Origin of the sequence: Paractinoplanes ovalisporus, from assembly GCF_016834655.1 — a bacterium.
Lineage (GTDB): Bacteria > Actinomycetota > Actinomycetes > Mycobacteriales > Micromonosporaceae > Actinoplanes > Actinoplanes ovalisporus.
The window spans coordinates 47283-66799 of record NZ_JAENHP010000015.1 but is presented as its reverse complement, the minus strand read 5'-3'; the positions used below and the strand labels follow the sequence as shown (position 1 = coordinate 66799).

The following is a 19517-nucleotide window of genomic DNA, read 5'->3' as shown; positions in this document are numbered from 1 at the left end:
GGACAACGCATTTATTCGCGGTCGGATTCGTCCAGTGCGGCCGCAACCCGGTCCTCGGCATCGCCGGCGTCGAGTTCGTACTCCTTCTGCCGTGCGCGCATCCGTTTCAGGCCGCACGCGCGAAGCCGTTCCACGAAGGATTCTTCACCGAGCCCGGCGACGATAAGGAGAACCCGGCCGGCGTGGGCGGGATGCGGCTGATGGAATGGCTGCTGTTCGAGCGCCCCGCGACACGCCAGCAGTATCGCAGGGTGGCGTAGGTCGTGGGTCAGGAAACCACCTGGCACGGGAGATCGTTGACGGTGAAGCGCGTCGGGGCGGCGCTCGTACCGTCGGCGCGGAATCCGATGTGGATCGAGCCGCCCGGCTGGACCACCGCGTTCCACCCCTGGTCGTGCGTGGTGACGACGCCGCTGCGGGCCGACAGCAGGTCGGCATTCCAGATGTCGACGATCGTCGCGCTCGTGTCCAGCGGGAAAAGGAAGGTCCAGCCCCGGATGGTCTCGGTACCGATGTTCAGCACCGTGATCGCGGCGGTGAACCCACCGGTGTATCGGGACGCCTGATAGACCACCCCGCACGCCGCGACGTCGTCGGCCCGGGCGGCCCCGGCCGGTCCGGCGACGCCCGCCATTGTCAGCGCCACACCCAGCAACGCCCGTCCGATTCGCGACATATGCTGCTCCTCTCCAACGCTTGTTTCCGGTTTGCATCGACAAATATCGTTGAGTGCTCAGTGTCGGCGGCCCGACTGGACGGGGACTGGACGCGCGATGACGCTACGGATCCAGGTGCTCGGGCCGATGCGCGTCTGGCTCGACGACGAGCCGCTCCCGCTCGGCCCGCCCGCCCAACGCGCCGTGCTGGGCCTGCTCGTGCTGGCCGGCGGGCAGCCGGTCGGGCTGGCCGATCTGATCGACGCGTTCTGGGGAGACCGGCCGCCGGCCAGCGCGCTCAATGTCATCCAGACCCACGTGAAGCGGCTCCGCCGGCTGCTGGAACCGGGGCGGGCGCCGCACTCCCGCAGCGAGGTGCTGCCCTATCTGGGCAACGGTTACCGCCTCGGTGTCGCCTCGGAACAGATCGACATCATGCGGTTCCGCCGCCTGGTCCGCCACGCCGCCGGCGGTGGGGAAGTGGCGGCTCTGACCGAGGCGCTGGCGCTGTGGCAGGGGCAGCCCTTCGCCGACGTGCCGCTGCTGGCCGACCACCCGCGGGTGCGGCCGATCGTGGCGGAGCACCGGGCCGCGCTGGGCCGCTACGGCGCCGCCATGCTGGCGGCCGGGGCGGTGGACCGGGCGATCGGCGCGTTCGAGGAGGCCGTGACGGCCGATCCGCTGGACGAGGCGGGGCAGGCTCGGCTCGTACGGGCGTACGCCGTCGCCGGACGCCGGGCTCAGGCGTTCACCACCTATCACGCGGTGCGGCGCCGGCTGGCCGACGACCTCGGCGTCGACCCGGGACCCGAGCTGACCGCCGCGCATCAGGAGCTCCTGAACGAGGATTCGCGGGCGCAGGTGGCGGTCAGTTCAGCCGCCGCGGTCAGCCGTACGGTGCCCGCGGAGTTGCCGCCCGACGTCCCGGGTTTCACCGGACGGGAGCACGAACTGGGTGAGCTCGACCGGCTGACCCTCGCCCCGGAACCGGACACCATCGTGATCACCGTCGTGTCCGGCACCGCGGGCGTCGGCAAGACCGCTCTGGCCGCCCGATGGGCCCACCGTGCCCGCGCCCGCTTCCCGGACGGCCTGCTCTACATCGATTTGCGCGGCTACGACCCGGAACAGCCGGTGGCCCCGGGCGCCGCCCTGGCCCGGTTCCTGCGGTCGCTCGGGCTGCCGGGTGAGCAGGTGCCGAGCGACGTCGAGGAACGTGCCGCCCGCTACCGCAGCCTGCTCGACGGCCGTCGTGTCCTCGTTCTGCTGGACAACGCCGCCTCGGTCGACCAGGTGCGGCCGCTGCTGCCCGGATCGGTCGGCAGCGCCGTGCTGGTGACCAGCCGGGACCGCCTGCCCGGCCTCGTCGTGCGGCACGGTGCGCGCCGGCTCGACCTCGATGTCCTGCGCCGCGAGGATGCCCTGCAACTGCTGCGGCGGTTGGCGGGGGAGTGGGCCACCGCGCAGAACGCCGCGGCCGAGGCGCTGGCGGCGCAGTGTGCCCGACTGCCGCTCGCGCTGCGGATCGCGGCGGAACTGGTGCACCAGCGGGCACCGGGCGCCCTGACCGAGGTGGTGGTCGAACTCGACGACCACCGCCGGCGGCTGGACCTGCTGTCCACCGGGGATCCGCACTCCGACATGGGCGCGGTGTTCTCCTGGTCCTACCGTGACCTGCCGCCCGCCGCGGCCCGCATGTTCCGTCTGCTCGGGCTGCATGCCGGCACGGACGTCGACGGGTACGCGGCGGCCGCCCTCATCGACGGGGAGGAGGCGACCGCCCGGGAGAGCCTGGCGCTGCTCGCGGGCCGGCATCTGGTGCAGCGCAACGGTGACCGGTACGGCATGCATGACCTGCTCCGGGCGTACGCGAAAGATCTGGCGGTGAAGGACGGCGAGGCCGATCTGCCGCGCCGCATCCTGGAGTTCTATCTGTCCACCGCGGCCATGGCGATGGATGTGCTGTATCCCGCCGAGCGCGGCCGCCGGCCCAGGGTGCCGCGTCCCGCGCGTGCGTTGCCCTCGCTGGACGAAGCCACGGCGCCGGCCTGGCTGGACACCGAGCGCGCCAACCTGGTGGCCACGGCGGTGCACGCGGCCGAGCACGGGCAGGCCTGGTTCCCGGTGCAACTCGCCCTGGTGCTTCTGCGCCACCTGGAGAGCGGCGGGCACTACGCGGATGCCGTCACGCTGCACGAGCACGCGTTGCGCGCCGCCGAGAGCGTTGCCGACCGGCACAGCGCGGCCCAGCTGCGGATCAACGTCGGGGTCGTGGCGATTCAGCAGGGCCGGTACGCCACCGCCAGCGCCGAGCTACAGCAGGCGCTCACCCTTGCCGACGAGGTCGGCGATTCCCTCGTACGGGTCCGCGCGCTCGGCAATCTCGGGCACGTCTACCAGTGGCAGGGCCGGTATGCCGAGGCCGCGCGCACGCTCGCCGAGGTGGTGACCATGGCCCGCAATGCCGACGACCGGGTCACCGAGGCGCGTGGCCTGGGCAACCTCGGTCAGGTGCGGCTGCGCCAGGGCCGGCATGCCGATGCGGCCGACGACCTCCGTACGTCGGTCGCCATCTGCCGTGACATCGGTGACGCCGTGGGCGAGGCCTACGCGCTGGTCTACCTCGGCCATGTCGAGTCCGCGCTCGGCCGGTACGACGAGGCGGGCGGGCATCACGAGCACGCTCTCACGCTGTTCCGTGGTGCGGCCGAGCCGGCCGGGGAGGCGTACGCCCTGGACGGCCTGGGCGGCGTCGACCTGCTGCGTGGTGACCATGAGCGGGCCCTCGGCCGGCTCAGCGAGGCGCTCGCGTTGTTCCGGCGGATCGGGGAACGGGCCGGTGAGGCGCGGGTGACCAACAGCCTCGGCGAGGTCGCCGCGGCTGCGGGCCGCCCCGCCGAGGCACGGGTGCATCATCTGTCCGCCCTTCGCCTCGCCGAGGAGATCGGTCACCGGTTCGAGCAGTCGCGCGCCCAGGCCGGATTGACGTCAGTGGCCGCGGTCAGATCGCTCCGTCCGGCCGGTCTCCCCGGCCGGTCTCTCACGCCGGTCGATGCTCGGACCGGTGGGTCAGGGTCGCGCCGGTCCAGAAATCCTCCAGGACCGCCGTGACCGACACCTGCGTGGTCACACAGGTGAATCCGGTGACCTTCAACCCGGTCACCCGGATCGGCACCTCGGCGACACCGTCGACCGTGCCCTCGTCGCTGATCGCGTGGTCCTGCACATCCACGGCGGTCGCCGACCGGTGCAGGCGAAGCGTCGAATCGCCCCGGCGGCAGACGGCGTCGGCGTCGACGGTCACCGTGACGGCGATCGTGGTCATGTCCGTCTCCAGCGTCACGTCCGCCTCGCGGAACGTCACCGTGGCGACGGTCCCGTCCCAGTGGGCCTCGGTGGCTTCGGGAACGAAGGACGCCTCAGCGCCCGCGAAGGCCGCGCTGGGGCCGCTGATCAGGAGGAGAACGGCGGCCACGGCAGAGGTCGCCAGGGCGCGGCGGCCGGTGCTGGATACCGAAATGTTCATGGAGGCCTCCTCGGCCGAAGGGCGGTTGGTGGCGGGCCCCACCAACCGCCCCGGAAGTTGTCGGTCAGAGCGGCTCGAAGTCGACCGGGACGTCATCGCCGTCCTGGTCCTTGGCGCCGCCGGAGGCCCCGTTGACGACCGTGAAGTCCTTGGTCGTGCCGTTGAGTTGCAGCCTCAACGTCTCGAACCCGATGCGCAGAGTGGACACCCCGTGCAGCGCGGCCGCCGACACCTTGAACCGGATGTCGATGGCGACGTCGATCAGCTGCTCGCTGCGGAAGGTCTCCTTCAGCACGCTCTGACTGGTGTCCTTCTTGAAGCTGAGCGCCCACACCTTCCAGCCGGACGACGACGGAAGGTTGTAGACCTGCCACAGGCTCCGGAAGTTGTACGTCCGAAGGGTGCCCTGAATACGGCCCTCGAGGTCGAAGCCCTGCGACTGGATGACGATGTTCTGCAACGAGCTGAAGCCGTGGAACGCCGTGATGTTGTCCTCGGCCGCCGCCAGCCGCCCGACCTTCGGGTTCGACAGGATGACGCTGAACTGACCGTTGGTGACGTCGATGACCGACGAACTCGACGAGCCGGAGGCGGCGGCCGGCGCCGCGACAGCCAAAACTCCGGCGGTGGCGAAGGCCGCGACACTGGCGGTGAGCGCCACTACGGTCCGGGCACAGACTTTCCACACACGATTACGCATGTCCCCTCTTTCATTCCGCTGCGCGTTTGTCCGTCGCGCTGTGATCCATTGCGGAAAAGCTATTCAGCCGGGCTGGACACGCACTGGACATCACCTGGACGCCGCGATCTGTGCTCGGGTTGCGGGCGGCAGCAATGATGGCCGGCATGCGACGCATATTGACTGCGATGATTGCGGTGGTGGTGGCCCTGCTGGCCGCGACCGGGCCCGCCGCGGCGGGACCACGGGGGATCCCGGATCGGCTCATGCTGCAACCGGACGACCTGGGTGGCGCGGTGCCTGGGCCGGTCGAGGAGGGACTGGCGTGGCCGCTGCTGCCCCAGCCCTGCGCGGACCGTCCGATCCCGCACCCCGTGGCGAGCAGAGCCCAGGCCGCCGACTACGACACCCGGTTCCGCATCTATCAGAACGTGGCCCGCTTCCGCGGTGACGGCGCTCAGCGCTACCTCACCGAGCTGAAGTCCCAACTCACCGACTGCGGCGTCGGCGGCGCCGACAACGGCTTCGACCCGGTCGCCGAGGACCACCTGGGCCCCGACACCGTGTTGTTCCTCGGCAACTACGACCTGGGCGACCGCTGGGTCGCCTACGTGGCGGCAGCGGTGGGCCGCCACGTCGTAGTGATCATGGTGTCCGACTCGTATCTGGGCGCCGGCGATCCGACCCTGGCGAACGGGCTCGCCCGGGCGGCCATGGCCCGCCTCCGATAGTCAGAAAACCGGCCCGGACCGCATGGTCCGGGCCGGGTGGTTCTAGGTGGACTCGGCTCCGCGGGTGGTGGCGTCGACCACGATCGGCACGATGTCGGTCCGTAGCCAGGTCTCGTAGTGGTCGTAGGGCACGTGCAGCTTGTCCCACGTGGTGGAGCGGATCCGCAGCAGCGGCGTGGACTGCGGGACCTTGAGGTGCTCGGCGATCTCCGGGCTCGGGGTGACAGCGTGGATGACCCGTCGTGCGCCGGCGGCCGCGTAGCCGCCCGCGCGCAGGGCGAGCGTCAGCGACGACGTCCCGTCGCGAACGCCGGTGGCGGCGGCGACCACGCCGGCCACTGCCGGTGGCGTCCAGTTCGTGCTGAACAGGGCCGGGGTTCCGGCGACGCTGCGGACCCGCTCGAGAACAAATCCGACGGAACTGCGCGGAATGCGCAGGGCGGCGGTGATCTCGTCGGAGAGTTGCTGCTCGCCGGAGTGCACCACCGTGGTGGTCACGTGCGGATCGCCGTGCCCCAGACCGTTCTCCAGGAAACCGCCCAGGCCCTCGATCAGCCAGCCCTTCGGCGCCTCGGACGCGGCCACGAAATAGCCGCGCCGCGCCACCTTCTGGGCGTAGCCGTTGGCCTCCAGCATGTCGAGAGCCTGGCGGACGGTGGGCCGGGAGAGGGCGTAGTCACGATGCAGTTCGCTCTCGCCGGGCAGTCTCTGCCCCGGTTCCAGCTCCCCGTCCTGGATCATGCGCAGCAACAGGTCGTAGAGCTGCACGTAGTAAGGCACCGGAGAGGCCCGATCAATGCCTGTCATCGCACCTCCCATCGGCTCCGACGAATCTTACGGACCAGTGTCATGACAAGATCGGCCGGACTCAACTCGCGGCCGCGTTACGGAGCCGGTCGAGCGGGGACACCGCGGCCATCGGGGGTGCCGGGTCGTAGGCCAGAGCCTTCCGGGCGGCCCGGTGCTGGCTCATGATCAGGCTCGAGGTCTCGGCCCGCGGCACCTCCCGGACGACCGGATGCCAGTCCGGGAAGTGTCCGCTGAGCGCCCCGCCGGCCTGGACCGCCGCGCCGATCGTCACGTATTCGCCCGGCTCGGGCAGCAGCAGGGGAACGTCGATGATCTCGGTCAGCACCTGCTGCACGGCGGGGCTCCGGGCGGCCCCGCCGATGAGCAGGAGCCGGTTCACCGGCACGTCGCAGGCGCGGATCGCCTCGATCATGACCACCTGGCTGGCCAGCATGCCCTCGATCACCGCGCGCGCGAAGTTCGGCCGGGTGAAGTTGGCCAGCGTGGCGCCGTGCAGCGAGGCCGTCGCCTCCGGCAGGTCGGGAGTGCGCTCACCCTCGAAGTAGGGGAGCAGGGTGAGACCGCCGGCGCCGGGCGCGGCCTGCAGGGCCAGGGCCGACAGTTCGTCGTAGTCGCAGCCCAGCACGGCGATCCCGGCATCCAGGTCGCGGGCGGCGTTGAGCGTCGCGCCCAGCGGCAGATGGTCACCGGTGGCGTCGGCGTAGCTGCAGATGACCCGCGAGTAGTCGTGCACGGGTTGCGCGCTGCGGCTGTAGACCACCCCGGACGTGCCGAGCGACATGACGGCGTCGCCGACCCGCAGTTGCAGGGCCAGGGCGGCCGCGGCGTTGTCCCCGCTGCCCGCGCCGATCACCACTCCGGCCGGGATGCCCGGGATCCCCGGGGACGTGACGCCGGCGCGGTCCAGCGGACCGAGCAACCGGGGCAGAATCACGTTCTTGCCGAGGGCGTGCTGCACGAGGTCGGTGCAGTAGTCACCGGTCTCACCCGACCAGTATCCCGTGCCACTGGCCTCCGAGCGGTCGGTGACCAGCCGGCTGAAGTCGGCCCGGCCCGGTCCGAAGCCCATGAGGCGCCAGGTGAGCCAGTCGTGGACGACGGCGACGGCCGCGGTGCGACGGGTGCTCTCCGGGTCGGTGTCGCGCAGCCAGCGCAGCTTCACGACGGTGTCCGACAACGTGATCGGCAGTCCCGTACGCCGTACCCATTCGCCGGATCCGAGCTCGGAGTTCAGCGCCACGACCTGCGGGTGCGAACCGGTGTCGTTCCACAGCGGCGAGTCCCGGACCACCGCGCCGTTCTGGTCGAGGAACACCGGGGTGTGCTGCTGCCCGCTGACCGACAGCGCCGACACGTCGTGCAGGCCACCGGCTCGCTGCACGGCCAGCAGCAGGGCCTGCCACCATTCCTCCGGGTCGACGATCTTCTGGGGCGGGTGCGGCGCCCGGCCCTCCCGGATCAGCCGGCCGGTGTGCAGTTCCCGGACCTCGACCTTGCAACTCTGGGTCGAGGAGTCGATCCCGGCCACGAGCGTCACCATGCGATGTGCCCGAGGTTGCGCATGACCGGTCGCACCGATTCACGCCATTCGCGCAGCTGGGCGTGCCGGCCGGGGTCGGCCTGCACCGCCGAGGGCCGGCACGAGTCCCAGCTGCCGGTCTGGGCCGAGGCCAGGGCCTGAGCACCCCGGGACACCACTTCGGGGAACTTCGAGACGCTCAGGTCGGCTCCGAGGAAGTCGGCCTTCAGGTGCAGCCAGAGCCGGTTCTCGCTGGCCGGCCCGATCACCTTGATCGTGGTGGTGTCGGTCCGGAACAGTTCCAGCACCGTGCTGAACTGGATGGCCAGGCCGAGGAAGCAGCCGAACACGATGTCCTCGGCCCGGACGTCGCTGCTGAGGTTGGCGATGAGCCCGCGGGCCTTCGAGGATTTCTCCGGCGGCGGGCTGCCCCGGAACTGGGGCACGACGACCGGGATGGCCGCCAGGTCGATCTTGCCGGACAGATACCGTTCGCTCAGGGCGGCCACGCACGTCGCCAGCATCGACTCCGACATGCCGAGCATCCGCTGCAGGGTCTCGAAGGCCGAGCCGCCGGTGGGGATCGAGGCGAACAGGGTGTAGCCCGAGCCGTCGCAGGCGAGGCCGTTGGCGAGCATCGACCGGGCCGAGTAGCTGTCCAGGCTCGGCTCGTCGCTCAGCAGCAGCACACCCTCCGTCGTACCGGTCGAATTGAGCACCTCGCCCTTGCGCAGACCGGCGCCCACCGCGCCCACCATGTGGTCGTGCCCGACGACATGCACGCTGACCGACGACGGCAGCTTCGTCTCGCCCGCGATCTCCTTGGAGATCTCCTGCCCCTGATCGGCGTGCCGCAGCTCCGGGAAGAGCCCGGGACTGACCCCGGCCAGCTCGCACATCTCCTCCGACCAGACGCCCGCGCGCAGATCGAGGGCCATGGTCCGGCTGGCCAGCGAGTACTCGGCCCAGCGCTCGCCGGTCAGCCAGGCCGCCACGTATTCGGAGACGTTCAGCCAGCGCAGATCATCGGTGCCGCCCGGGGTGTTGGCGACCGCCCATGCGACCTTCGACAGCGCGTAGTTGGCGTTCGGCGGAAGTCCCGTCACCCGGTAGATCCGCGACCGCGCGCTGTTGCCGAGCCCGTTGATCAGGGCGGCGCCCCGCTGGTCGTGCCAGAGGATCATCGGTGAGCGGAGCTGGAGATCGGCTCCGACCAGGCCCCCGGACTCGCCGACACCGGCGATGGCGATCCGTTCGACGGCGTCCTTGTGCGCCGGTTCCAGGTTCTTGACGAATCGCATGATGATCGCCAGAAGGGCGTCCACGTCGTAGACGATCCCCCAGGCGTCGGTCACGTTGGGCGTGGGCTGCTTGTCCGACGCCAGCTGATTGCCGTCGGCGTCGAAGAAGCCGAGCTTGACCCGGGTCGTGCCGATGTCGATCGTGATCGTGGGCTTCATGACAGCTTGGGGTTGAGCGTCCGGATGCGGGCCTCGACCACGTCGGTGATCGCCGTGACGGCCTGACGCGACACCCGGATCAGCGAGGTCTCGTTCGGGTTGGCCGCGTACGCCTCGCCGAACGTCCTGATCATGGCGTTACGCAGGTCGCTGGCCACGTTGACCTTGACCACCCCGAACTCGTTGAGGCGGGCCAGCTGCTCGGCCGGCAGCCCCGAACCGCCGTGGATGACCAGCGGGACGGCACTGGCCTGCTGGACCTGCCGCAGCAGCTCCTCGTCGATGCGCACGTCGGGGGCGTAGCCGTGCACGTTGCCGACCGAGACCGCCAGCAGCTCGGCGCCGGTCGCCTCGACGAACGCCGCCACCTGGGCCGGGTCGGTGGTCGCCTCGCGCTCCGGCCCCTGGTCGTCCTCCTTGCCGCCGATGCTGCCGAGCTCGACCTCGAGCGCGTACCGGGCCGGGGTGAGCTGCCGGGCCTTCTGCGAGAGCGACACGTTCTTGTCGTACTCGTACCCCGACGCGTCCATCATGATCGAGGTGAACCCGGCCGCCAGGGACTCGCTGACGTCGTCCAGCGTGCGGCCGTGATCGAGGTGCAGCGCCACCGGGACGCCGACCGAGGCGAGCCGCCGGCTGACCATGTCGTAGATGTACTCGTAGCCCGACAGCACCGCGTTGGTCGGGGCGACCTGGATGAAGGTCGGGACGCCGGTGTTCTCGACGGCCTGGACGATGCCCATCGTGGTCTCGATGTTGGTGGTGTTGAAGGCGCCCGCCACCAACCCCCGCGAGACGCACTCGTCGATGACTTCAAGCCCACTGACGAGACCCATGTCAAAATCCCTTCATTTCCCGTACGGGGTTCAGAGCGTCTTCGCGCCGGTCATGATCGCGACGCCTTCCGTCATGTCGTGGCTGGACGGCGTGATCACACCGGCCGATCCGCCGAGCCGCTGAATGTGGATCCGGTCGGCGATCTCCCACACGTGCGGCATGTTGTGGCTGATCAGGATCACCGGCAGGCCCCGGTCCCGCAGTGCCTTGATCGCGTCGATGACAAGACCCGATTCCCGTACGCCGAGGGCAGCCGTCGGCTCGTCGAGGACGACCAGCTTGGAGCCGAACGCGGCGGCCCGGGCCACGGCGATCGCCTGGCGCTGACCGCCGGAGAGCGTCTCGACGCGCTGGCCGGGGTTCTGGATGGTGCGGATACCCAGCTGCTGCACGGCTTCCATCGACTTCTGACGCATCGACTTGGTGTCCAGCAGGCGCAGCACCGACCCGAGCGGGCCCGGCCGGCGGATCTCCCGGCCCAGGAACATGTTGGAGGCGATGTCCAGGGCCGGCGACATGGCCAGCGACTGGTAGACCGTCTCGATGCCGACGTCCTTGGCGTCCTGGGGCCGCTTGAACGAGACCTGCTTCCCGTCGAGCTCGAGCGTTCCCTCGTCGGGCACCAGGGCCCCGGTCAGGCACTGGATCAGCGTGGACTTGCCGGCGCCGTTGTCGCCGATGATCGCCAGCACCTCGCCCGGGTAGACGTCGAGGTCGACGCCGCGCAGACCGACGACCTTGCCGAACGTCTTGCGCAGGCCACGGGCGGACAGCACCGGGCGCTTCTGCAGGGTGTCGGTCACGAGCGCACCTTCCTGATCCACTGGTCGGCGGCCACAGCAGCGATCACGAGGATGCCGACCGCCAGAACGCGGTACTCGTCGTCGAGGCCGACGAGGGTCAGCCCGATGGCGAAGCTCTGCACGATCAGGGCGCCCAGAACCGTGCCGACCACGCCGCCCCGCCCGCCGAAGAGGCTGGTGCCGCCGATGACGACGGCCGTGATGCTGGCCAGGTTGGCGTCGACGACACCGTTGGGTGAGGCGGCCCCGGCCCGGCCGATCAGAACCCAGGCGGCGATGCCGTAGATGACCCCGGCCACCAGGTAGACGCTGACCAGCACCCGGCTGACCGAGATACCGGCGAGGCGGGCGGCCTCGGGCGCGTCACCGACGGCGAAGACCCGACGGCCCCACGCGGTGAACCCGAGGGCATAGCCGACGGCCACGTAGATCAGGGCCACCACGATGATGCCCACGTTGAGATCGAGGCCGAACAACGGCACCCGCTCACCGGCGGCGGTCATCCACGACGGCATCTCGTCGCCCTGGACCGTGGACCCACCGGTCAGCATCAACGTGATCGCCGTGAACACGCTGAGCGTGCCCAGCGTGACGATGAACGGGGGCAGCTTGACCCGCGACACCAGCAGCCCGTTGAGCAGACCGCAGATCGCGCCGATGAGAACGCCGACCAGGATCGCGGCCGGCGCCGGCAGCACACCGTTGGCGGCCAGCAGCGCCGAGGACATGCAGGCCAGGATCGCGGCCGCACCGACCGACAGGTCGATGCCACCGGTGATGATGATCAGCGTCTGGCCGACGGCCAGGGCGGCGATGACGGCGGTCTGCTGCAACAGCAGCGAGATCGCGCGGGGCTGGGCGAACGCGGGGTTCAGGATGGTGAACACCACGATCGACAGCACCAGCAGCACCAGCGGGCTGACCCAGGAATGCTCGTGCAGGATGTGCTGAGCCCGCTGCAGCGGGGTGGCCCCGCGGCTCTTCGCCGCGGGACCCTTCGTCTCGACGTCGGTGGCGGTCATGTCACCAGCAGATCTTCGAGCCGTCGGCGGTCGAGGTCGACTTGACGCCGTCCTCGGCCTTGTCGGTGATCAGCGCGGTGCCGGTGTTGTAGAAGTCCAGCCCCTCGGACACCGCGGGCAGCGCCTTGCCGGCCACCTTGTCCGCGACCGCCTTCACGCCCAGCTCGGCCATCTTCACCGGGTACTGCTGCGAGGTCGCGGCGATGACGCCCTTCGTCACGTTCTCGACGCCGTCGCAGGAGCCGTCGATGGAGACGATGGTGACCTTGTCCTGAAGACCGGCGGCCTGCAGCGCCTTGTACGCACCGGACGCGGACGGCTCGTTGATCGTGTAGACGAGGTTGATGTTCTTGTTCTTCGTCAGGCAGTTCTCCATGGCCGTCCGGCCGCCGTCCTCGGCCCCGGTGGTCGGCTCCTGGCAGGCGATCGTGTAGGTGCCGTTGTCGCCGTACTTGCCGGTCTTGGCCTCGTCGCCCTTCTTGGTCTTGTCGGCCAGGTCGATGCCCATGCCCTGCAGGAAGCCCTGGTCCCGGTTCAGGTCGGTCTGGATGGTCCGGTCGCTGAACTGGTCGAGCATCGCGATGACGGCGGGCTTGCCGGCCATGAACGCCTTCGACCACTGGCCGATCAGCTCACCGGCCTCGAAGTTGTTGGTGGCGAAGGTGATGTCGGCGGTGTCGATCGGGTCCGGCGGCGTGTCCAGCGCGATGACCGTGACCCCCTGGGCCTTGGCGTCGTTCATGGCCTTGTTGACCGCGGGACCGCTGGGCAGGATCAGGATGCCGTCCTGGCCCTTGAGCACGGCGCTCTCGATCTCGTCGATCTGCCCCTGCTCGTCGCCGTCCTTCTTGGCGGCCACGACGGTCAGCTCGACGTTGTCCTTCGCCGCCTCGGCCTTGGCCCCGTCGGCGAGAGCCGTGAAGAACGGGTTCTGCAGGTCCTTGAGGATCAGCGTCACCTTGGCCTTGTCCGAGCCACCGGCCGAGCCGGAGTCCGAGCCGGAGCCGCAGGCGGCCACGCTGACCACCAGGGCGCTAGCGGCGGCGAGAGCCGTTATGGCACGTCGAGCTCGTGGAATTCGCGTCATTGAAGACTCTCCTTGGCTGGAGGCTGCACGGCCTCGCGAGTTGTCGACGTGACTCTAAGCACCACCCGTACTTCATGTCGAGACTGTACGTACAAATATTACGAGCAGGTTTTATCTTGGCTGACTGAACCGTCATAAATATTGCTTAAACCGGGCAAAATTCCGCCTCGGTGTCAGCGCACCCTCATCTTGGGGTGGTCGAGTCAATCCGGCTCGCTGACCGCGAGGGGGTCGCCGAGCTGGGCACGCGTCGGCTGTCGGGCGCTCGGGGTGGGCGCGATGTCGCGCTGCTCACCGCCGCCCCAGTCATCGTCAACCGTCGATTGTCTCCGGGTTGTTCAGAGTTGATTGTCTGACCAACCTGAGCAGGGGCCAGACAACTCCTTGGGCGCTAGACAAAGGTCTCGACCGCAGCGGTCTATGTCGATCACCGAAGGATGGAAGGGTTCCCATGCTGAGAAACAAACACCGGGTCGCGGGGCTGTTCGGCTTGCTGGCCGTCCTCGCGCTGTTCACCGCCCTGCTTCCCATCGGCACGGCTCAGGCGGAAGGAGTCGAGACGAAACTCGTCGCCCAGTCCCGGGCGACGGCCGTCAGCGCGGACAAAGCCGGCGCACTGAAGGCGGACGCGGACCCGGCGCCATCGACCGACGGGCCGATGAACAGCTCAGGGGTGAGGGTGTTCCGCGACCGGGCCCTCTTCGCCTATGACTGCCCCACCCAAGCCTCGGCCTGCTTCTACAGTGGACTCGACGGCACCGGTTCACGTGAGTGGCTGATCGGATGCGGTTTCGTGGGCCTGGGCGGCAGTTCGGTCATGGACAACGTCCACTCGCTCAAGAATCAAAGAGGCGCTTCAGCCTCGCTCTACAACTGGAACGGCAAGGGCTATGAGCTGAAGGGCTGGGTCGTCGGCACCAACCCGGGCACGGGCAATTTCCACGCCAACCTGGGAGTCGACGTCGTGAACGTCTTCTGCTGATCCTTCTCGAAACCGCAGTATCCGGTCGCCGTCCCCTGACGGCGACCGGGCGGCCGAGCCCCGGAGTGCTGCTCGTCAACTTCGTAGGGACCGGTCGGACGGTGTCGCTCCGATGATCGGCGGAGGTCCGCAACCCGTTGCCAGGCCTACAATCCAGCCGTACCGGTGTGCCCGACTATGACGAGCGTCGATCTTCAATTGCTCGAGGATGCACGGATTCGGTCCGATCAGACGCCTCTCCTCCGCGTACCCGCGGCCGATCCCCGGATCATCACATGGAGGCTTTCCCATGATCCCGGAGACTTCGTCCCCCAGTCGTTCGCAGCCGATCGATGTCCTCGATTCGGTGGCCGGCGAGGCATCCCGGTCGGTCTACTCGCCGGCGGCCTACCTGGCGGATCTGCTGAGGGTCGTGGGTGATGAGAAGGAACTGGCCGAGCGCCGGCCCGACCTGGCCGGCGCTCCGACCGCCGCGAACGGCTACACCGAAGTGCCCTACCTGGACATCGTCAACGAGATCCTGACGCACGAGCTCGAACGTCGCGGGGCCGAGGTGCCGAAGCCGTCGCGGAACCGGCCGGGCGACGTGAAGCTGCGAACCCGCGACAAGCTGGTCACCGCGGTGCTCGCCGAACTGGGTCGGCACCAACCTCGCGAGCTGTCCGACTGGTTCCTGATCGACGTCGAGACCGGCGCCCAGGTGATGACCTCGCGGGTCCGCGAGGCGATCACCGCGGTGCGGCTCTACCTGCAGCGCCACCTGCCGGGCCGGGAGGCCGACGGGATGCGCGGCTATCCGGAGTGGGCCGCCGACCGCAAACGCCTGCTCCACCCGGAGAACTACCTGCGACCGTCGCTCCGGCCGGACAAGACACCGGCGTTCGCAGCCCTGGAACGCGACCTGCTCGACGACGAGCCCGGCGACGCCGTGATCGAGCAGGCGTTGCGCCGTTACATGGACGAGTACACCGAGACGTCCCGGCTGATCGTGGCCGGTGGTTTCGTCGACACCCCGGACAGCGACGCGGGCGGGGCACGCCGGGTGGTGGTGATCGGCCGCAGCCGCACCGAGCCGCGCCGTTTCTCCTACCGGCACGCCGAGCTCGACGCCACGACGGAGCGGTGGTCGCCCTGGCTGCCGATCGACGTGCCGATCGATGCCGACCGGGTGCACCCGGTGTGGGCGTTCGGCCGGCTCTTCGTGTTCTGGGTGGAGGCTGAGCGGCAGCAGGTACGGATCCGCTACTCGTACCAGAAACTCGACGAGGAATGGGCGCCGGTGCAGACCCTGGGCACCGGCACCCGCGAGGACGGCACCATCGGCGCGATCAATTTGCTCGTACGTCCGCAGTCAGCCGCTATCACGGTGTCCTGCTCGTACACCGTGTCAGTGGCCGGACAGAGCGACCGGGGCGGGGCGACGCTCTTCATCCTGCACCCCGAGCTGTGGGTCGACGCTGCGCCGGCCGACGCGGCCTTGGCGTACGCGGCCGATCTGAAGGCCCGCACCGAAGCGGCGGGGGCCACCGACCGGGTCGCCCGACTCTTCGTGGACCCGATCGCGGCGGCCGACGTGGTCCGCTTCGACGTGCCGGACGGTGCCGAGTCGTGGCCGTGGTTCAGCGCCGACGTGCGGGGCGGCAGTTTCCTGGGCCGGCCGGTGGTGATCACCGAGCCGGAGGACGCGCCGCTGCGGCCGCTGCGGGGCAACCTCGACCGGTTGCCCGAGTGGGACCGGATCGACGCAGCGTTCGAGCTACCCGGCGGAGACCGGTACTTCTTCGACAACGAGCGTGGCCGGTACACGGTCGTCCCGGCGCGGGGCGGGCGGATGACGGCGGCGCAGCCGATCAACAGCCGGTTCGGCCGGCTGCCGTCGGCGTTGCCCATACCCGGCCCGGTCGACGCCGTGCTCACCCGGCCCGGCCAACACACCTACGTGTTCATCGGCGACCGCTGCCTGCGCTACACCGGGCAGGCGTTCGGCCAGGTCGACGCCGGCTATCCCCAATCCATCGCGCAGGCCGCCGCGGCCGAGCGGCTGCCGGCCTGGCCGCGCATCGACCTGGCTTTCACCGACGTGGACGGCACCGAATGGTTCGGCCAGGAGCGGGCCGATCTCATGGTCAGCTCGAACGACCTGGACCGTCCGATCCGGATGGCCGACTTCCTCCAGCAACTCAAGCTGGGCCCCGACTTCGGCCGCATCGTCACGATGCTGGTGTCCGGGCCGCGCACCTACGTCATCGGCGAGACCCGGTACGCCCGCTACACCAACCGGCGGACGCGCAACTGGTGGGACGGACTCGACGCAGGCTACCCGCGCGAGCTGCGGGGGAACCCGGACCGGCTGCCCGACGACCGCACCATAAGCGAAGCGTTCGCCGAGCAGGACACCGTCCACTACATCGACAACCGCGGCGCAACCCTGCTGACGGTCACACTGGACGGCAGCCGCAACGAGCGACCGCTCTACGCCACCAGCGAGATGGCCGACAACTCCCGGGTGGACGCCGCCTGGCTGACCGACGACAAGCTGTACCTGACCAGCGGCCGCGAGGTGCACCGCTACACGCTTCGCGCCGACCAGACGATCGCCGAACACCCCGACCCCGGGTATCCGCAGCAGATGCCGCGGCCCATCTCCGCCGCTTGGAGCCGCGGCGACCAGCTGTACCTGTTCAGCGCAGACCGCTACTGCCGGATCCCGGTCGGCCAGGAGCCGAGCACGCTGCCCGCCGCGCAACCGGTGGCGGGCGCGTGGGCCGAGCTGCCCAACCCCACTGCCATACCGTTCGACGCCGCCCTCGACAGCGCCGACGGGCTGTTCCTGTTCGTCCGCGACAGCTACTGCCGGCACGCCAAGGACCTGACCGTGCTCCGCCCGTACGAACTCGCGGCGCTGCCGTTGGAGCTCATCCGGCTGACCACCGGCACCGCCGCCGACCTCAACCACAAGCTGCTCACCGGCGGCCTGCCCGCGCTGCTTTACCCCGCCACCCAGCAGACCGACGAGCAGCCGGTCAGCACCGACGAACAGCTGACCGACGCGGTCCGGGTGCGCGCCCCGATGGTCGACTTGAGTCGCCTAACCAGCGGCGCCGGCCTGGACTTCAGCGGCGCGAACGGGCCGTACTACTGGGAGATCTTCGCTCACCTGCCGCTGCTGATCGCACAACGGTTGCAGGCCGCGCAACGCTTCGCGCAGGCCCGTCGCTGGTACGAGTACGTCTTGGCTCCGGCCGATACCGACGCGCCTTGGCGGTTCCAGCCTCTGCGCACCCTGAACGTGCCGGCGGAGCGGGAGCGATTGCTGGCCATGTTCCGGCAGCGGCCGTCCGACCCGTACGCCATCGCCAGGCTGCGCCCGGCCGTCCACCGGCATGCTGTGGTGCTGGCATACGTGGGCAACCTGCTGGAATGGGCGGACCTGCTGTTCGGCCAGAACACCGAGGAAAGCACGGCCGAGGCATGGCTGCTCTACCTGTCGGCGCAGGACCTGCTCGGCGCCGGGCTGCTCGACGATGCGCCCTGGGACCAGGAGCTGACAGAGGAACTGACCGGGGGAGTGTTCACGATCCCCGAGAACGAGGTGCTGGCCGAATACCGGTCCCGGATCGCGGACCGACTGCACAGGATCCGCGAGTCGTTACCTGTCGGCAGCGACACTCCATCCATCCCCATCCGGTGACCCCCGAAGGTCATGCTCCAGGGTTTCGATCACCTCTACCATGGCCCGCCGAGCGAAACGTAGCTCATGCGGCGTCGTGGAAGTGCTGGCGGTTTCCGGACGTCGGACGCCCTCACCGAGCGGTGGTCAGGCCGTGCCACCAGCCCCGCAACAAAGATCGCCGGGTAACTCGGCCCGGTTTCGCCAAGCCGGCATGAAACCATGATCGCCATGACCGCCGACGAACACGCCGACCGGGCCGCCGAACTGACTGCCGAAGCCGAACGCCTCTACCAGATCTGTCTGGTCGACTACCACACCAACATCAACGAGGACGACCACTCAGGGGAGCCGTACGTGCCCGGCGCCGACCTCGCCATGCTCACCGCAACCACCCAACTGGCCCAGGTCCACGCCACGCTGGCCCTACGAACCGAAGCGATCGCCAACGGTCGGTGACAATCCCAGCGCACACTCAACAAACCCGATTCCGGCCGGTCCAGGGCGCTGAGGCGTATGCCGGCCCGGGCCACCGGTGATGTCCCGAGCGAGGAGAAGGGCGTCGACCTCGCGGTGGCCGATCGGGCAAGTGTGGGCGAAGTAGTCCTCGCAGATCTCGAGCAGCAGCGGTAGCAGGCCGTCGTCGGGCTCGGCGGGCTGCATACTGCCCTTTCCGTTCGCTCAGCATGGAAAGAAGCCAGGGGTTCAGGCCTGCATCCCGAACCCGAACGCTGGAGCGATCCGTCATCGCGGCGAACCGAACGGAGCGCAAACTGACGCACCCGCGGGAGCTGGTGCAATCAGGGTCCGCGACGATCGCGGACGGGCCTCGCATCCGTGTCCTCGGCATAGCTGATCTCGATGTCCGGCAGCTCATTCTGCAACTCGTAAGCGAGCGTCAGCCCTTCCTGCCGCCAGCTTTGCTCCTCATCAACGCTGGTGAACTCGAAGTCCGTCAGCGCGATGCCATTGAAGCGCTCGTTCCACGCCCGCAACCGTTGGACAAGCTGCGAGCTGACACCGAGATCTTGGAGAACGACCGGACCCATATGGTCAAGGTCCGAGTCCCAGACGGGGTCGTCGCTCATGTACTCAGCCATCACGCGAAGAGCGTGAGGGCGATACGCCTCCTCCATCTGGTGATGGTGGCATGCTCGGAGGCCGGCGCGCCGCCGACTGCGGCACGACCCAAGTCGGTATGACGAAGCACCCACGACCAGGGCAGGTCCCAAACTCCGCTACTCGCGCTCAGAACCACTCGCGGACCGCAGGAACTGAGACCCGCAGCGGTCATCGTCCCGCAAACGAGGGATTCTGTGGTGGTGGCCGGTCAGACTTCCAGGCGGAAGGTCTCGGCGAGTGATGTGGTGCCGTCGACGTGGGTGCCCCGGCTGGCGGCGAGATTGTCGCGGAGTCTTTTCGACATTGGGCAATCGCGCTCGCTGCCATAGAAGCGTCGCCCGGAAGCGTGCCTCAGAACCGCGACCGCCGCACCGTGGGGTTTCAGGGGGCTCGGCCCCCTGAGCAGACATGACAAAACGCCCTGGTTTGCGCTTTCCGCAAACGCAGGACGCCGCGTTTTGTGTCCGGAGCCCAACACGCTGGCTTTCCACACGGTGATCACTACTAGAGAGCTGCGCTTTTATACCGTGACCCCACCGGGATAGCCCGTTCACTGCCGCGTTAGCCGCCGCAATCCTTTGCCGCCACGGCGCTAGGATCGCTCACGTGCTTC

The 19517-nt window shown here is 69.2% G+C and carries 17 protein-coding genes; 5 read left to right on the top strand and 12 right to left on the bottom strand.

Features of this window, described 5'->3' with window-relative positions; genetic code table 11:
- Window positions 1-11: 11 nt before the first annotated feature.
- Window positions 12-134: a hypothetical protein gene (locus JIG36_RS53580; RefSeq protein ID WP_268919790.1), complete on the bottom strand. Its 123-nt coding sequence runs from the start codon at window positions 132-134 to the stop codon at window positions 12-14.
- Between the two features lie 134 nt (window positions 135-268).
- On the bottom strand, window positions 269-676 hold the full coding sequence (locus tag JIG36_RS33870) for a cellulose binding domain-containing protein (RefSeq protein WP_203380497.1): 408 nt from the start codon (window positions 674-676) through the stop codon (window positions 269-271).
- A gap of 97 nt (window positions 677-773) precedes the next feature.
- Here JIG36_RS33870 and JIG36_RS33865 point away from each other — a divergent pair, with 97 nt between their 5' ends.
- Window positions 774-3767 carry an AfsR/SARP family transcriptional regulator gene (locus tag JIG36_RS33865; RefSeq protein WP_203380496.1) on the top strand — a complete coding sequence of 998 codons (2994 nt, stop codon included), beginning with the start codon at window positions 774-776 and terminating at the stop codon, window positions 3765-3767.
- Here the strand turns inward: JIG36_RS33865 and JIG36_RS33860 are convergent.
- Together JIG36_RS33860 and JIG36_RS33855 are read right to left on the bottom strand one after the other, a co-directional pair.
- Window positions 3697-4182, bottom strand: a complete 486-nt coding sequence (locus JIG36_RS33860) for a hypothetical protein (RefSeq protein WP_203380495.1) — start codon at window positions 4180-4182, stop codon at window positions 3697-3699. The genes JIG36_RS33865 and JIG36_RS33860 overlap by 71 nt on opposite strands.
- Window positions 4183-4246: 64 nt before the next feature.
- Window positions 4247-4882 carry a hypothetical protein gene (locus JIG36_RS33855; protein WP_203380494.1) on the bottom strand — a complete coding sequence of 212 codons (636 nt, stop codon included), beginning with the start codon at window positions 4880-4882 and terminating at the stop codon, window positions 4247-4249.
- A 167-nt stretch (window positions 4883-5049) separates the two neighbouring features.
- Here JIG36_RS33855 and JIG36_RS33850 point away from each other — a divergent pair, with 167 nt between their 5' ends.
- Window positions 5050-5592, top strand: coding sequence for a hypothetical protein (locus JIG36_RS33850; protein ID WP_236048705.1), 543 nt, complete (start codon window positions 5050-5052; stop codon window positions 5590-5592).
- 42 nt (window positions 5593-5634) lie between these two features.
- Here JIG36_RS33850 and JIG36_RS33845 read toward each other — a convergent pair whose 3' ends face one another.
- The 7 genes from JIG36_RS33845 to JIG36_RS33815 all read right to left on the bottom strand — a co-directional run bounded on the left by JIG36_RS33845 (window position 5635) and on the right by JIG36_RS33815 (window position 13130).
- A complete protein-coding gene (locus JIG36_RS33845; RefSeq protein ID WP_203380492.1) occupies window positions 5635-6399 on the bottom strand; it encodes a GntR family transcriptional regulator in 765 nt (254 codons plus the stop codon).
- Window positions 6400-6460: 61 nt separating this feature from the next.
- Window positions 6461-7942, bottom strand: a complete 1482-nt coding sequence (locus tag JIG36_RS33840; protein WP_236048704.1) for an FGGY family carbohydrate kinase — start codon at window positions 7940-7942, stop codon at window positions 6461-6463.
- Window positions 7936-9381, bottom strand: a complete 1446-nt coding sequence (locus JIG36_RS33835; protein ID WP_203380491.1) for an FGGY-family carbohydrate kinase — start codon at window positions 9379-9381, stop codon at window positions 7936-7938. Before JIG36_RS33835 ends, JIG36_RS33840 begins: the two co-directional genes overlap by 7 nt.
- A complete protein-coding gene (locus JIG36_RS33830; RefSeq protein ID WP_203380490.1) occupies window positions 9378-10217 on the bottom strand; it encodes a class II fructose-bisphosphate aldolase in 840 nt (279 codons plus the stop codon). The genes JIG36_RS33835 and JIG36_RS33830 overlap by 4 nt, the downstream gene beginning before the upstream one ends.
- 30 nt (window positions 10218-10247) lie before the next feature.
- Window positions 10248-11021 (bottom strand): ATP-binding cassette domain-containing protein, encoded by a 774-nt coding sequence (locus JIG36_RS33825; protein WP_203380489.1) that lies wholly within the window; start codon window positions 11019-11021, stop codon window positions 10248-10250.
- Entirely contained in the window at window positions 11018-12043 is a 1026-nt protein-coding gene (locus JIG36_RS33820; protein WP_203380488.1) for an ABC transporter permease, read from the bottom strand. The genes JIG36_RS33825 and JIG36_RS33820 overlap by 4 nt, the downstream gene beginning before the upstream one ends.
- Before the next feature lies 1 nt (window position 12044).
- Window positions 12045-13130, bottom strand: a complete 1086-nt coding sequence (locus JIG36_RS33815) for a substrate-binding domain-containing protein (RefSeq protein WP_203380487.1) — start codon at window positions 13128-13130, stop codon at window positions 12045-12047.
- Between the two features lie 490 nt (window positions 13131-13620).
- On the opposite strand from JIG36_RS33815, the gene JIG36_RS33810 reads away from it, so the two are divergent.
- From JIG36_RS33810 to JIG36_RS33800, 3 genes are all read left to right on the top strand, one after another.
- Window positions 13621-14112, top strand: coding sequence for a peptidase inhibitor family I36 protein (locus JIG36_RS33810; protein ID WP_203380486.1), 492 nt, complete (start codon window positions 13621-13623; stop codon window positions 14110-14112).
- A 289-nt stretch (window positions 14113-14401) separates the two neighbouring features.
- Window positions 14402-17803 carry a neuraminidase-like domain-containing protein gene (locus tag JIG36_RS33805; protein ID WP_203380485.1) on the top strand — a complete coding sequence of 1134 codons (3402 nt, stop codon included), beginning with the start codon at window positions 14402-14404 and terminating at the stop codon, window positions 17801-17803.
- A gap of 210 nt (window positions 17804-18013) precedes the next feature.
- Window positions 18014-18241: a hypothetical protein gene (locus JIG36_RS33800; protein WP_236048703.1), complete on the top strand. Its 228-nt coding sequence runs from the start codon at window positions 18014-18016 to the stop codon at window positions 18239-18241.
- Between the two features lie 341 nt (window positions 18242-18582).
- Here the strand turns inward: JIG36_RS33800 and JIG36_RS33795 are convergent, their stop codons facing one another.
- Window positions 18583-18918 (bottom strand): immunity protein CdiI family protein, encoded by a 336-nt coding sequence (locus tag JIG36_RS33795; RefSeq protein WP_203380483.1) that lies wholly within the window; start codon window positions 18916-18918, stop codon window positions 18583-18585.
- Window positions 18919-19517: the final 599 nt, after the last annotated feature.